The sequence below is a fragment of the Kutzneria sp. NPDC052558 genome, from assembly GCF_044547355.1.
Taxonomy (GTDB): Bacteria; Actinomycetota; Actinomycetes; order Mycobacteriales; family Pseudonocardiaceae; genus Kutzneria.
Genome location: NZ_JBIUAG010000025.1, coordinates 68984 through 83319 on the forward strand (window position 1 = coordinate 68984; position 14336 = coordinate 83319).

13 protein-coding genes are annotated in these 14336 nt (G+C 70.6%); 3 read left to right on the top strand and 10 right to left on the bottom strand.

The genetic code is table 11. From position 1 onward, the window contains the following. Positions 1-430 precede the first annotated feature (430 nt). Genes ACIG5F_RS35115 through ACIG5F_RS35145 form a run of 7 tightly spaced genes read right to left on the bottom strand, consistent with a single transcriptional unit; the run spans position 431 to position 9283 of the window. Entirely contained in the window at positions 431-1588 is a 1158-nt protein-coding gene (locus ACIG5F_RS35115; RefSeq protein ID WP_396524257.1) for an acyl-CoA dehydrogenase family protein, read from the bottom strand. Then, positions 1585-3498: a biotin carboxylase N-terminal domain-containing protein gene (locus tag ACIG5F_RS35120; protein WP_396524258.1), complete on the bottom strand. Its 1914-nt coding sequence runs from the start codon at positions 3496-3498 to the stop codon at positions 1585-1587. Before ACIG5F_RS35120 ends, ACIG5F_RS35115 begins: the two co-directional genes overlap by 4 nt. A 5-nt stretch (positions 3499-3503) precedes the next feature. Next, the gene (locus ACIG5F_RS35125; RefSeq protein WP_396524259.1) at positions 3504-5102 is read right to left on the bottom strand and encodes an acyl-CoA carboxylase subunit beta; all 1599 of its coding nucleotides are present in this window, start codon (positions 5100-5102) and stop codon (positions 3504-3506) included. Further along, on the bottom strand, positions 5102-6244 hold the full coding sequence (locus tag ACIG5F_RS35130; RefSeq protein WP_396524260.1) for an acyl-CoA dehydrogenase family protein: 1143 nt from the start codon (positions 6242-6244) through the stop codon (positions 5102-5104). Before ACIG5F_RS35130 ends, ACIG5F_RS35125 begins: the two co-directional genes overlap by 1 nt. Then, positions 6241-7887, bottom strand: coding sequence for an acyclic terpene utilization AtuA family protein (locus ACIG5F_RS35135; RefSeq protein WP_396524261.1), 1647 nt, complete (start codon positions 7885-7887; stop codon positions 6241-6243). Before ACIG5F_RS35135 ends, ACIG5F_RS35130 begins: the two co-directional genes overlap by 4 nt. Then, positions 7884-8675: a TIGR03084 family metal-binding protein gene (locus ACIG5F_RS35140; RefSeq protein WP_396524262.1), complete on the bottom strand. Its 792-nt coding sequence runs from the start codon at positions 8673-8675 to the stop codon at positions 7884-7886. The genes ACIG5F_RS35135 and ACIG5F_RS35140 overlap by 4 nt, the downstream gene beginning before the upstream one ends. Further along, positions 8672-9283 (bottom strand): TetR/AcrR family transcriptional regulator, encoded by a 612-nt coding sequence (locus ACIG5F_RS35145; RefSeq protein WP_396524263.1) that lies wholly within the window; start codon positions 9281-9283, stop codon positions 8672-8674. The genes ACIG5F_RS35140 and ACIG5F_RS35145 overlap by 4 nt, the downstream gene beginning before the upstream one ends. Before the next feature lie 337 nt (positions 9284-9620). On the opposite strand from ACIG5F_RS35145, the gene ACIG5F_RS35150 reads away from it, so the two are divergent. Beyond that, positions 9621-10406 (top strand): glycoside hydrolase family 75 protein, encoded by a 786-nt coding sequence (locus tag ACIG5F_RS35150; protein ID WP_396524264.1) that lies wholly within the window; start codon positions 9621-9623, stop codon positions 10404-10406. 133 nt (positions 10407-10539) lie between these two features. Here the strand turns inward: ACIG5F_RS35150 and ACIG5F_RS35155 are convergent, their stop codons facing one another. Together ACIG5F_RS35155 and ACIG5F_RS35160 are read right to left on the bottom strand one after the other, a co-directional pair. Next, a complete protein-coding gene (locus ACIG5F_RS35155; protein WP_396524265.1) occupies positions 10540-11271 on the bottom strand; it encodes an SDR family oxidoreductase in 732 nt (243 codons plus the stop codon). A 114-nt stretch (positions 11272-11385) separates the two neighbouring features. Beyond that, a complete protein-coding gene (locus tag ACIG5F_RS35160; protein ID WP_396524266.1) occupies positions 11386-11907 on the bottom strand; it encodes a MarR family winged helix-turn-helix transcriptional regulator in 522 nt (173 codons plus the stop codon). Between the two features lie 122 nt (positions 11908-12029). Between ACIG5F_RS35160 and ACIG5F_RS35165 the strand changes: the two genes are divergently transcribed. Beyond that, on the top strand, positions 12030-12617 hold the full coding sequence (locus ACIG5F_RS35165) for a hypothetical protein (RefSeq protein ID WP_396524267.1): 588 nt from the start codon (positions 12030-12032) through the stop codon (positions 12615-12617). Between the two features lie 5 nt (positions 12618-12622). Here ACIG5F_RS35165 and ACIG5F_RS35170 read toward each other — a convergent pair whose 3' ends face one another. Then, positions 12623-13267 (bottom strand): TetR family transcriptional regulator, encoded by a 645-nt coding sequence (locus ACIG5F_RS35170; protein WP_396524268.1) that lies wholly within the window; start codon positions 13265-13267, stop codon positions 12623-12625. Positions 13268-13361: 94 nt separating this feature from the next. Between ACIG5F_RS35170 and ACIG5F_RS35175 the strand changes: the two genes are divergently transcribed. Continuing rightward, positions 13362-14315: a zinc-binding alcohol dehydrogenase family protein gene (locus ACIG5F_RS35175; RefSeq protein ID WP_396524269.1), complete on the top strand. Its 954-nt coding sequence runs from the start codon at positions 13362-13364 to the stop codon at positions 14313-14315. The last annotated feature ends 21 nt before the right edge of the window (positions 14316-14336 follow it).

Here is a 14336-nt window from a genome sequence, read left to right on the forward strand (position 1 = left end):
AGCGGACCGAAACGCCCCCTCCAACAATACAAAGCCGGCAACCCGGGAAAGCGACTGAAAACGCATACTTTCCGCTTCGACAATCGGAGGGTGGATTTTGTGTGGAGGGGGGCGATGGCATAAGCTTCTTGCGTATCGAGGCAGGCGGAGCCTGCCCGATAGCGCCTCGATACGCCATCGCCCAGAGGTCTCCACACAAAATCCACCCGGAGCCCCCAACCAACCGCCCCACCCCACCCCCAACCACACAATAACCCCCACCCCACAAAGCAGACCCCGCCCCTCAGCCGAACAACGCCCAACCCCTCACCGCAAACCCCACCCCACGGCAACCGCGCGGCGCGGGCACCAGAACCACAACCAACGCCCACCCCCAACGGATTCCCAATCCGACCAGCGCCCGGGCGAAGCCGCCGCCTCCCCCGTCCGACTAGTACGACTTGGGCAGCCCCAAGGTGTGCTGGGAGACGTAGTTGAGGATCATCTCCCGGCTGACCGGGGCGATCCGGCCCAGCCGGGACGCCCCGAGCAGCGCACCGAGCCCGTACTCGGTGGCCAGGCCGTTGCCGCCGTGGGACTGGATGGCCTGGTCCACGGTGGCGGCGGCGGCCTCGGCGCCGGCGTATTTGGCCATGTTGGCGGCCTCGCCGGCGGCCTGGTCATCACCGGAGTCGTAGAGGGCGGCGGCCTTCTGGGTCATCAGCCGGGCCAGCTCGATCTGGATCGCGCACTGGGCCAAGGGGTGGGACAGGCCCTGGTGGGAGCCGATGGGCGTGTCCCACACCTTGCGCGTCTTGACGTACTCGGTGGCGCGTCCCAGGGCGTTGCGGGCGATGCCGGTGGAGAACGAGGCGGCCATGATGCGCTCGGGGTTGAGGCCGGCGAACAGCTGCCCGATGCCGCCGTCGGGCCGGCCGACGAGGGCGTCGTCGGGCAGCCTTACGTCGTCCAGGAACAGGGAGAACTGCTTCTCCGGCGAGACGATGTCCATCTCGATCGGCTGCCATTCGAAGCCGGTGGCGTCGGTGGGCACGATCATCAGGGACGGCAGCAGGCGCTGCCCCTTGGTGTCGACGTGCCGGGCCACCACCAGCACCGCGTCGGCCTCGTCCACACCGGAGATGAAGGTCTTGCGCCCGTTGAGGATCCACTCGTCGCCCTCGCGACGGATCGAGGTGGCCAGCTTGTGCGAGTTGGAACCGGCGTCGGGCTCGGTGATCGCGAACGCCATCTTGGTGGTGCCGTCGGCGAAACCGGGCAGCCAGCGCTGCTTCTGGGCGTCGGTGCCGAAGCGGGCGATGATGGTGGCGCAGATGGCCGGCGACACGACCATCATCAGCAGCGGGCTGCCGGCGGCGGCCAGTTCCTCGCACACGGCGGCGAGATCGCCGATGCCGCCGCCCCCGCCGCCGAACTCCTCGGGCACGGCCACGCCCAGATAGCCGAGCTTGCCGGCCTCGGACCACAGCTCGGTGGTCTTCTCCCCGGCCCGCGCCTTCGCGGTGAAGTAGTCGGCCCCGTACTTGGACCCGAACTCGAACACCGCCTTGCGCAGCGCCTGCCGCTCCTCGCTCTCCACGAAGCTCATGCCTGCTCGCCACCTTCCACGACCGCGAGCACGGCGCCCGCCTCGACTTGCTGACCTGCCTGCACGAGCACCTCGGCGACGGTGCCGCCGGCGGCGGCCACCACCCGGTGCTCCATCTTCATCGCCTCCAACACCAGCAGCTCCGCGCCCGCCTCGACGGTTTCCCCCGCCTGCACGGAAACCCGCACCACGGTCCCGGGCATCGGGGCGACGGTGGCCCCCTCGGCGACCTTGTCGGTCGGGTCCGGGAACCGCGGGACCAGCGTCAACGCCAGCGGGCCGACATACACGGTGTCGCCGTAGCGGGCGACCTCATAGCGTTGCCGCACACCGTCGACGTCCAGCACGACCTCGTCCGCACCGGCCCGGACCAGCTCGATTCCCGCCGGCTCGACCAGCTGGCCGGCCCGGTCGAAGCGATAGGCGACCTCGGCCTGCTCGAAGACGGTCCGCTGCGGCTGCGACGCAATGTTGCGCCACCCCAACGGGAATCGAGTCTTGCGTTCCTGGGCCAAGGCGATCGCCGCCACCAGGGCGGCCCGGTCCACATCGGACACCAGCGGCTGGGCCAGCGTGTCCAGGCCGACCCGGTCCAGGAAGCCGGTGTCGGTGTCGCCGGCCAGGAACTCCTTGCTGCGCAACACGTTCACCAGCAGGTCACGGTTGGTCAGCACGCCGTGGATCGTGGCCGAGGCCAGCGCGGCCGACAGCCGGCGGGCGGCCGCCGCCCGGTCCGGGCCCCAGGCGATGACCTTGGCCAGCATCGGGTCGTAGTGCACGCCGACGACCGACCCGTCCTCGACGCCGCTGTCCAGTCGCAGCCCGTACTCCCGGGGCACAGCGAACTCGGCGTCCACATCGGACAGTGCGAACCGGTGCAGGGTCCCGCTCTGCGGCCGCCAGTCGAGTGCCGGGTCCTCGGCGTAGAGGCGGACCTCGATGGCGTGGCCCTTGGGGGTCGGGTGGTCCGCCGGCAACTGGGCACCCTCAGCGATGGCCAGTTGCCAGCGAACCAGGTCGATACCGTACACGCACTCGGTGACCGGATGTTCCACCTGCAACCGGGTGTTGACCTCCAGGAAATGGATGGTCCCCTTGGCCGACAGCAGGAACTCCACGGTGCCCGCGCCGACGTAGCTGATCGACCGGGCGGCGGCCACCGCCGCGTCGAACAGCTTGGCCCGGATTTCCGGTGTCACCGCTGGTGAAGGCGTCTCCTCGACGATCTTCTGGTGCCGCCGCTGAATGGAGCATTCCCGCTCCCCCAACGCCCACACGGCGCCGTGCGAGTCGGCGAGAATCTGCACCTCCACGTGCCGCGCGCCCTCCAGCAGCGGCTCGCAGAACACGGTGCCGTCGCCGAACGCGGACTCCGCCTCGCGACGCGCCGCGGCCACTTCCTCACGCAGCGTGGACAGTTCGCGCACGATGCGCATGCCGCGACCGCCGCCGCCGGCCGAGGCCTTGATCAGCACCGGCAGGTCGTCCTCGGTCACCGTCTCCGGGTCGAGCTCGGTCAGCACCGGCACGCCGTCGGCGGCGACCCGCTTCTTGGCCGCCACCTTGGAGCCCATCGCCTCGATCGACTCCGGCGACGGGCCGACCCAGGTCAGGCCGGCGTCCAGCACGGCCCGGGCGAAGCCGGCGTTCTCCGACAGGAAGCCGTATCCGGGGTGCACGGCGTCGGCCCCGGTGGCCTTGGCCGCCGCGATCAGCGCGTCGATCCGCAGGTACGTCTGGGACGGCGCGGCCCCGGGCAGCCGGACGGCCTGGTCGGCCTCGGCCACGAACGGGGCGCCCGCGTCCGGGTCGGAGAACACCGCGACCGGCGAGATGCCGGCCAGCCGGCAGGAGCGGAAGACCCGGCGGGCGATCTCGCCCCGGTTGGCCACCAGCAGTCGAGTGATCATGGCCCTCACATCCGGAAGACGCCGAAGCCCTCGGCGCCTTTGACGTTGTTGCTGTGCACCGCGGACAGGCACAGGCCCAGCACGGTTCGGGTGTCCCGCGGGTCGATCACGCCGTCGTCGTAGAGCCGGCCGGACAGGAATGGGGCCAGCGACTGCGACTCGATCTGGCCCTCGACCATCTGCCGCATGGCCGCGTCGTGCTCGTCGTTGTACGGCTGGCCCTTGGCCGCCGCCGCTTGTCTGGCCACAATGGACAGAACGCCGGCCAGCTGGGCCGGTCCCATCACCGCCGACTTGGCGTTGGGCCACGTGAACAGGAAGCGCGGATCGTAGGCCCGGCCGCACATGCCGTAGTTGCCGGCCCCGTAGGACGCGCCCATCACCACCGTCAGGTGCGGCACCTTGGAGTTGGACACCGCGTTGATCATCATCGAGCCGTGCTTGATGATGCCGGCCTGCTCGTAGGACGCGCCCACCATGTAGCCGGTGGTGTTCTGCAGGAACAGCAGCGGGGTGTCGGCCCGGTTGGCCAGCTGGATGAACTGGGTGGCCTTCTGGGCCTCGGCGCTGAACAGCACGCCGCGGGCGTTGGCCAGGATGCCGATCGGGTAGCCGTGCAGGGTGGCCCAGCCGGTGACCAGGCTGTCGCCGTAGCGCGGCTTGAACTCGTCGAAGTCGGAGTCGTCGACGATGCGGGCGATGACTTCCCTGGGGTCGAACGGGATCCGCAGGTCGGTCGGCACCAGGCCGAGCAGTTCCTCGGCGTCGTAACGGGGTTCGAGCACCTCGGCCCGCGGCGCCGGCCCGAGCTTGCGCCAGTTCAGGCGGGCCACCACGCGCCGGATGTTGCGGATCGCGTCCACCTCGTCCACGGCCACGTAGTCGGCCAGTCCTGACGTGCGGCCGTGCATGTCGGCCCCGCCCAGGGCCTCGTCCTCGGCCTCCTCGCCGGTGGCCATCTTGACCAGCGGCGGACCGCCCAGGAACACCTTGGAGCGCTCCTTGACCATGATCACGTAGTCGGACATGCCCGGCACGTACGCGCCGCCGGCGGTGGCGTTGCCGAACACCGCCGTGACGGTGGGGATGCCGGCGGCGCTGAGCCGGGTCAGGTCCCGGAACATCTGGCCGCCGGGGATGAAGATCTCGGCCTGGCTGGGCAGGTCGGCCCCGCCCGACTCGACCAGGCTGACCACCGGCAGCCGGTTGGCCAGCGCGATGTCGTTGGCCCGCAACGTCTTGCGCAGCGTCCACGGGTTGCTCGCGCCGCCGCGCACGGTCGGGTCGTTGGCCGTGATCAGGCACTCCACGCCTTCGACCACGCCGATGCCGGTGACCACGCTCGCGCCGACCTGGTAGTCGCTGCCCCACGCGGCCAGCGCCGAGAGCTCCAGGAACGGGGCGTCCTGGTCGACCACCAGCTCGATGCGCTCGCGGGCCAGCAGCTTGCCGCGCTTGCGGTGCCGCTCCACGTACTTGGGGCCGCCGCCGGCCAGCGCCTTGGCGTGCTCGGCGTCCAGCTCGGCCAGCTTGTCCAGCAGCGCCTCGCGGTTCTCCTTGTGCTCGACGCTGTTCGTGTCCACTGTGGACTTGATCACGGTCATCAGGCGAATCCCATCCGGCGCGCGGCCAGCTCGGCCAGCACCTCGCGGGTGCCGCCGCCGATGCTGAGGATCCGGGCGTCCCGGTAGTGCCGTTCCACTTCGGACTCCCGCAGGTAGCCGGCGCCGCCGTGCAGCTGCACGGCCTCGTTGGCCACGAAGTCGCAGGCGTCGGTGCAGGCGTTCTTGGCCATCGACACCTCGGCGATGACCTCATCGCCGGCCGCCACCTTGGCCGCGACCTCACGGGTGTAGGTGCGGGCCAGCGCGGTCCGCTGGGCCATCTCCACCAGCTTGTGCCGGATCACCTGGCGGGTGATCAGCGGCCGGTCAAAGGTGACCCGGTTGCGCACGTAGTCCACGGTCAGGTCCAGGCAGCGCTGCGCGGTGGCGTAGGCCTGCACCGCCAGCGACAGCCGCTCCACCTGGAACTGCTGCATCAGCTGAGGGAAGCCGCCGTTCTCCGGTCCGACCAGGTTGGCCACCGGCACGCGTGCGTCCGAAAAGGACAGTTCGGCGGTGTCCGAGCAGTGCCAGCCCATCTTCTCCAGCTTGCGGCTGGCGGTGAAGCCAGGCGTGCCGCGCTCGATCACCAGCAGGCTCACGCCCTGGTAGCCGGCCTCGCCGGTGCGCACGGCGGTGGTGACGAAGTCGGCGCGAGTGCCGGAGGTGATGAACATCTTGCTGCCGTTGACGATGTAGTGGTCGCCGTCGCGCACCGCGCGGGTGCGCAGCGAGGCCACGTCCGAGCCGCCGTCCGGCTCGGTGACGGCCAGCGAGCCGATCTTCTCGCCGGCCAGTGCCGGCCGGACGAACCGCTCGACGTGCTCGGCGTCGCCGGCCGCGACGATGTGCGGGATCGCGATGCCGTGCGTGAGCAGGCCGGCGACCAGGCCGGACGAGCCGCCGGCCTGGATCAGCTCCTCGGTCAACACGATGGTGTCGAGAAGGTCGCCGCCGCTGCCGCCGACCTTCTCGTCGAAGCCGATGCCGAGCAGGCCGGCCTCGGCCGCCTTGAGGTGCAGGGACCTCGGCAGCTCGCCGTCGCGCTCCCACTGGTCGATGTGGGGGCGGACCTCGCGCTCGACAAACGCGCGCACGGTGTCGCGCAGCTGCCGTCGTTCCGGCGTCTCCCAGGGACTCACACGCTCACCTCGACCGATCGCAGCCACTCCCCCAGCGCCTTTGCCTGGGGGTCGAACCGGGTGCTGGCCGCGACGCCCTCGCCGAGCAGGCCGCGGACCACGAAGTTGACCGCCCGGAGATTGGGCAGCGGATACCGCTCCACCTGCAACGCCGCCAGTTCGGGCAGCAATTCCTTGAGCCGCGCGGAACTCAGGGTCTGCGCCAGCCAGGCGTAGTCCTCGTCCGTGCGGGCCCACACGCCGAGGTTGGCGTCGCCGCCCTTGTCGCCGGAGCGGGCGCCGAACTTCTCGCCGATGCGGAACCGAGGCGTGGCAACGGGTTCGCCGTCGGGTTCGACGCTCACCTGCTCGCGCACGGGAACGGTTTCGGCCGGCGGTGTCACCTCGACCCGCCGACCGTCCGGCAACACGACCGTGTGAGCAATCGCTTGCTGCGCCAGGAAAGCCGCCGAGAACACGCCGAACGGGGTGGCATCGGAAGGCGGGGCGGTGACGTGGAAGCCCGGGTAGGACGCCAACGCCAGCTCGACCGCGGCCTGGGAGAACACTCGTCCCGATCGCTTACCGTCAGCGTCCTTGATGGTCACGTGCAACAGCGCACTGGCCGATTCCTCGGTCGGCGGCTCGTCATGCGCGACCGTGCCGAGGGTCCAGGTCACGCCGTCGGCGCCGATGCGCTCGGTGAGCTGGCGCTTCACCAGGTCGGCCTTGGCTTCCACGTCCAGTCCACACAGGACGAACGTCATCGAGTTGCGGAAGCCGCCCAGCCGGTTCAGGCACACCTTGGCGTCCGGCGGCGGCGGGGCGCCCCGAACCCCGCAGATGCTCACCCGGTCGGGGCCTTGCTGAGCCAGCGAGATCGTGTCGAAGCGGCTGACCACGTCCGGGCCCAGGTAGTCCGGCCCGCCGATCTCGTAGAGCAGTTGGGCCGTCACGGTTTCCGTGGTGACCGCGCCGCCGGCGCCGGCGTGCTTGGTGATCACCGACGAGCCGTCGGCCTCGATCTCGGCGATCGGGAACCCGGCGTGCAGCAGGTCGGGGATCTCGGTGAAGAAGGCGAAGTTGCCGCCGGTGGCCTGCGCCCCGCACTCGATCACGTGACCGGCGACCGTGGCCCCGGCCAGCTTGTCCCAGTCGTCACGGGCCCAGCCGTAGTGCGCCGCCGCCGGCCCGACGATCAGCGAGGCGTCGGTCACCCGCCCGGTGACGACCACGTCCGCGCCGGCATTGAGTGCCTCGACGATGCCCCAGCAGCCCAGATAGGCGTTCGCCGTCAGGAATCCGTCGAACTTCGAGCGCACGTCGTCGCCCTCGACATGGGCGACCCTGACCGCGATGCCCAGCCGCTCGGCCAGCTCGCGGATCGCCGCCGCCAGGCCGGCCGGGTTCAGGCCGCCGGCGTTGGCCACGATCTTCACGCCGCGGTCCACGGCCGTGCCGAGCGAGCCCTCCAGTTGGCGCAGAAAGGTTTTCGCGTAGCCCTTGGTCGGGTCCTTCATCAGGTCCCGGCCCAGGATGAGCATGGTCAGCTCGGCCAGGTAGTCGCCGGTCAGCACGTCCAGCGGGCCGCCGTCGAGCATCTCCCGCACGGCGTCGAAACGGTCGCCGTAGAAGCCCGAGGCATTGCCGATTCGATAGTTCACAGGAACTCCCCCGGCTTGCGTCCCGCGCCCGGCAGGCCGGCAAACGCTTGCGCCACCTTGACGAACTGCTCGGCCACCGGCCCGGTCGCCTCGATGTGGAGATCGTCGACGTGCCGCCGCTGCGTGACGAGATAGCAGAAGTCCAGCGCCGGCGTGGTGATCCGGTTGGCCGCGTCCTCGTCGTTCCAGGTCCAGCTCTCGCCGCCGGGCCCGGTGAGCTCGAACCGTATCGGCTCGGTCGGCTTGGGCAGGCCGTTGACCTGGAAGGCGAAACCCGTTGCCCGCACGCCGATGTGGGCCACGTGCCGCAGCCGGGCCGTCGGCTCGCGGCGCACGCCGAGCGTGTCGGCGATGTCCTGGCCGTGGGCCCAGGTCTCCATGATCCGGGCCGTCGCCATCGACGCGGGGGCCATCGGCGGCCCGAACCACGGCAGCTTCTGTCCACTCGGGACGGCCGCAAGCGCTTGCGCCAGCTCGGTTCTGCCCTGCCGCCACTGCGCCAGCAGCTCGGCCGGAGCCCGCCGCGACCACTGCTCGGCGGCCTCGTCGACAAAGCCGGTCGGGTTGGCCGCCGCCTGCTTCACCGTGTCGGCGAAGGCTTCCTCGTCGGTCGCAGCCAGCAGCGCCTGCCGGTCCGTCCAGGCCAGGTGCGCCACCTGATGGGCGATCGTCCAGCCCGGCGCCGGCGTCGGGGTCGCCCAGCCGTCCGCGTCCAGGTCGGCGACCAGGCCGTCCGCGCTCTCGCTCTCCGCGACCAGATCCGCCGCCAGGGCAGCGATGTCCGTCATGACTGCTCCTTCACCACCGCGTCGAGCATCGAGGCCCACTGCCGCAGGATCCGGCTCCGCCGGCGCGAGTCGTCGCTCAGCTGGTTGGCCAATGCCAGGCCGCGGGCCAGGTCCAGCGTGGCCTGCACCGTCTCCCGCACGCCCGGCTTTCTCTCGTCCACGCCGAGCAGCTCCACCGTCAGCCGGTGGCACTGCCGGCCCAGCCTGGTTTCCAGGTCCACCACCACCGGCTTCAGCTCCGGGTCCGTGCGCGCCGCCACCCACAGCTCCAGGGCCGCCGTGAACATGGGGCTGACGAAGAAGTCCACCACCAGCTCCACCACCGCGTAGGTGCGGTCGGTCGCCGTGGCGACGTGGGCCGACTCCCTCAGCAGCTGCTCCGCGCTCTCCTGGCCGACGTACTCCACCGCCGCCGTCACCAGCTCGTTGCGCGTGCGGAAGTGATGCAGCTGCGCGCCGCGGGACACCCCCGCGCGCTCCGCGACCTGCGTGGTCGTGGTGCCCGACCAGCCGTGCTCCACCAGGCAGTCGACCGTCGCCTCCATGAGCTTGCGTCTGGTCTCCCGGCTGCGGTCGGCCTGCCGCTGCCGCGTCAGCTCCGGTGCCATGCCGACGAGTGTGGCTTCCAACTAACAAACAGTCAAGACTGATTGTTAGTTGCGACGGACAGGGCCCCGCGGTCGCCGCCGACCGCGCCTACCTCGACGCCCTGTGCCGCGACGACGCCCCCGTCGACCCCGGCCTCGACCAGGACCGGCTCGCCCCCCCACCCCTCGAACGTCGAGCAGGCCCGTTCAGCCGACTGAACCTCACCGTGTCCGGTATGCCCAGGTTTCGTAACGCCAGCCTGACATTCCGGGAAAGTTGATCTCGTGACACGGGGCGGCCGTAGTGCTTCACTACGTTAGGAAAGTTTCCTAACGATTCGATGGAGGCCCTGCACTCATGTCATCCATCCGCACGCGCGTCGCGGTGGTGGCCGCGGCGGCGTTAGCGCTCGCGGCGCCCGCCGCTGTCCGGACCACCGCCGCTGCCACCCCCGCCTCGGCAGCCGCGGTCGGCCAGACGGCCGCTTCCCCGTCCTACACGGCCGCCGAGGTGCTGGCCGGCGTCAAGAAGAACAGCACGACCGCCAACAAGGTCAATTCCAAGCCCCACATCAACACCATGACGCGGGCCCAGAACGTCAACGTCTACCAGGTGGCCTCGGGCGTCTACGCCTACAGCTCCAGCCTGGCCGTGGACGACGACGGCAGCGACCCGGACTCGGATCCGGACCACCAGGACGAGACCACCTTCCAGGACAGCAACGGCGCGCAGCTGGCCGCCCACCACGTGCCGTTCTACGTGCTGGGTGACGACTGCTACGACCGCAAGTCCCCGTGCCCGCACTTCTTCTACAAGGAGCACGGGATCAAGGGCCGGCAGTTCGCGCTCATGTTCTACAAGAGCAAGGTCATCGGCGCGATCTTCGGCGACACCCAGACCGGCAACGACCAGACCACCTCGGACAACGACTCGCGCGAGCTGGGCGAGGCGTCGGTGAAGGCGGCCTCGTCGCTGGGCATTCCCAGCAGCGGCACCACCGGCGGCGTCGACAGCGGCGTGACCGTGGTGATCTTCTCCGGCTCCTCCTGGGTCGTGAACGGCAGCAACGCCAACCTGAACGCCAACGCCCAGGCGCTGGTCCAGAAGGCGCTGGACAGCCTCGGCTCGAGCATGGGCCTCTGAGCCAGGACAAGCACTGAAGCCGATCACCCCCATGCCGACGGCGGACATGGGGGTGATCGCGTCTCACGTCCGGACGAGACCGTGCCCGCGGACCGGCCCTCTCCAACGTGGAGTCTGATCACCGCCAGCCAGGTCAGCCGGCCTGGGCGACCGGCCGGACGACGATCTCGCTGACGTCGATGGCGGCGGGCTGGTCGATGGCGTAGGCGATCGCGTCGGCCACGACCTCGGTGGGCATGTTCAGCTTGCCGGCCATGTCCTGGACCCAGGCCATGGTGGCCGGGTCGCCGCCCGAGCCCAGCAGTTCGGACTCGGTGAACGACGGGCTGATCACGCTGACCCGGATGTTCTGGTGCTCCTTGCGCAGGCCCTCCGACAGCGCCCGCACGGCGGCCTTGGTCGCGCTGTAGACGGCCGAGGTCGCCACGATCTCCAAGCCCAGCGTGGACGAGACGTTGACGATGTGGCCGCCGCGCTCGCTCATCAGCGGCAGCACCGCGGCGATGCCGTTGAGGGTGCCGGTCAGGTTGACGTCGATGGTCTGCTGCCACTCGTCCACGCGCAGCGCGTCCAGTCGCGACAGCGGCATCACGCCGGCGTTGTTGACCAGCACGTCGACGCGGCCGTGCCGGTCGTGCGCGGTGGCGACGAACTCGGCGACGCTGTCCCGGTCGGTGACGTCGAGGCGCAGGGCCCTGGCCTCGCCGCCGTCGGCCTTGATCTTGTCCGCCACCTCGGCCAGTCGGTCGGCCCGGCGGGCGCCGAGCACCACCGTGTGGCCGGCGGCGGCGAGCCGCCGCGCCGTCACGGCGCCGATGCCGCTGCTCGCGCCGGTGATCAGCACGACTTTCGAAACAGTGCTCATGACTTGCTCCCTCATACCCCGAACGTTCCTTCCCAGGAACGCATCTTCCCAGGAAGATTATTCCAGGGCACGCCAAGGGCCCCTGTGCTCCCGAGCACAGTCACCGCGCGGGGTTCAGTCCGTCGAGATCGAGGGGTCGAGCACGGCGAGCACGTCGTGCAGAGCCGCTACGGCCGCCTTCGCCTTGTCCCGGTCCAGGTCCTCCAGGCCGGCGTGCACGCGGCTCATCCGTCGCACCGCCCGTTCCGCGATGTCCCGGCCAGCCGGCTCCAGTTGCACCAGCACGCCGCGCGCCACCGCCGGATCCAGCCGTCGACCGACCAGGCCGCGCTCGTGCAGCTTGGCCACCTGCTTGCTGACCGCGCCCGACGTGATCATCAACTGCCGGAACAGCTGGGTCGGGCTCAGCGCCTCGCCGGGCGACCGCCGCAGCGCCAACAGCACCCGCAGCTCCGAGGGCAGCAGGTCGTTCTCCCGGGCCAGCTCGGCGAAGTCCTGCTCCAGCAGCTGGGCGACCCGGTGCACGGCGTTGGCCAGCACGATGTTGGTGACGTCGACGCCGGGCAGCTCCCGCCGCCACACCTCGCCGACCGACACCGGATCCGGGCCCTGCACCCGGGCGTCCTCGGCCGCCATGTCCCCGGTTCCTCCCGCGCTCCCCCGACCGCGCCAGTCCTATCACACCGATCCGCCGATCCACTGTGGAGCGGGCCCCGTGAGAGAGTGTCCGCGAGGTAGACACACAAAGGGGGGCACCGATGGGATTTCTCTGGGGACGACGGCCGTCGCCGGGCAGACGGCTGGCGAAGGCCGCGGGCATCCGCGCGAATCGCGGCGCCGCGGACCTCGACCTCTCACGGGAGGTGGCGTTCCAGGTCATGCGGCCCGGATCGAGCGCCGTCGCGCGCGTGCTGGCCGTCACCGAGGAGCTGCTGTCCGACGAGTCCGCCCATGAATTCGCGATGTCCTTTCTCGAGCAGGTGCAGAACCTGGTCTCCCATCGCCTACCGACCTTCCTGCCGCCGGAAGAGGTCGTGCAGTCCCTCGGCCCGCGCAGCTCGGCCTGCTGGGCGACGCTGACCGACTTCTGGGCCGCGGTGGAAACATGGTGCCTGGAGAATCGCCCGCCGCTGAAGCCGCGCGAGTCGGTTCTCCGTGTCCACAACACCGAGTTGCAGGCAATGATGTGGACCTCGAACCGTTCCCTGCCCGCCGGCTCCAAGATCGGGGTGGCCGACGCGTTGCGGTACGAAAAGGCCGGCGGGGCCGGCCTGCCCGGCTTCAGCCATCTCACCGCCGTGCTCAACAACACCACCGGACTTGGCCAGCTCCCGCCGACGGAGTGACTCGGTCAGCTTTCGGCGAGGCCGATGGCGGTGGCGGCGAGGAGGCGGCTGAGCCGGGGGGCGAAGTCGGCGGCGATGTGGCCCCACAGCGGGACCTGCTCGTACAGCCGGGCGAGGGTGGGCGTGGGGTGGGCGACCTGCCAGAAGTTGGCGGCGAAGGCGAGGGCGGCGGGGAGCAGGGCCCCGACCTGCTCCCGGGTCATGACGCTGGCCCGGGCGAGGGCCTGCACGATGTCGTCGTGGGCGGCGAAGGCGTTGGTCTTGTAGCGGCGGGCCCGTTCGATGTCGACATCGCCTTCCAGGCTGAGCGGGACGTGCGTGAGCAGGTCGCAGAACAGGGGTAGCGCGGCGATGGTGTCGCTGAGGACGGCGGCCGTCTGCCCGGGATCGAGGTCGCCGCGGGGGCCGATCGCGGTCCGGACGGCGTCGCTCCACTGGCGCCAGCCGCGTTCGGCCAGCTCCAGCAGCAGCTCCTCCTTGCTGGCGAAATAGCGCCGCACGCCGGAGGGATGCAGCCCGGCGCGTTCGGTGACGGCGGCCAGGGTGACGTGCCGAGCGCCGCCGAGCTCGGCGGCGAGGGCCTGCGCGGCGACGAGGAGATCCTCGGCGCGACGGGCCTTGTCCTCGGCGGATCGGGCTCGCTGCTGCACGGTCCACAGGATAACGCATGCCACATGCGTTAAACGGCCGAGGCGTGCTACGGTCGATTTAACGCAATCAACATGCGTTATGAAGGGACCCATGATGAAAGCCGTGCAGGCCACCAGGTTCGGCGACCCGTCCGTGCTCACCGTCGCCGAGCTGCCGGATCCGACCCCGGGCCCGGGGCAGGTCGCGATCGACGTCACGCACGCGGCGGTCGGGCTCATCGACGTCTACCTCCGGCAGGGGCTGTACCGGGATCGCGAGGGGCTGCCGCAGCCGCCGTACGTGCCGGGCCTCGAAGTCGCCGGCACGGTGCGAGCGCTCGGCGAAGGGGTCACCGGGTTCGCCATCGGCGAGCACGTGGTGGCGCTGTCGGCCACCGGGGCCGGCGGCTACGCCTCGGTGTACGTCCGGGACCAGGCCTATGTCGTGTCGACGGAGGGCCACGACATCGACCCCGCGCTGGCCGTCGCCGCCGTGCCCAACGCGATCATGGCCCACGTCGCCCTGACCCGCGCCGCCCGGATGATCAGCGGCGAGAGCGTCCTGATCCACGGCGCGCTGGGCGGTTTCGCGGCCGCTTTCCCTGGCATGGCCCGACACCTCGGGGCGTCCCGGGTAGTCGGCAGCGTCCGCGGCGAGCGGACCACCACGCTCCCCTACGACGCCCTCGTCGACTCCGCCCAACTGCCGGACGAGAAGTTCGACATCATCGTCGACCCGGTCGGCGGCGCGGTCCGCACGCGCAGCCTCGACCTGCTCGCGCCGCTCGGCCGGCTGCTGGTGGTGGGCAACGCCAGCGGCGACTGGGATCACCGGATCGACAGCAACGCCGTCTGGTTCGGCACCGTCACCGTCACCGGCTTCAACTCCGGCGCCTACCTGCCGGCCCACCCCGAGGCCATCCGGCCCGCCGCCGAGGCCGCGCTGGCCGTGGTCGCCTGGGGCCACGCCGACACGAAGATCGAACTGCTGCCCTTCGCCGACGCGGCGACCGCGCACGAGCGGATGGAGCGGCACGAGGTCGACGGCCGCATCGTCCTGACCCCGTGAAGAATGTCGCGGCGGGTGTCG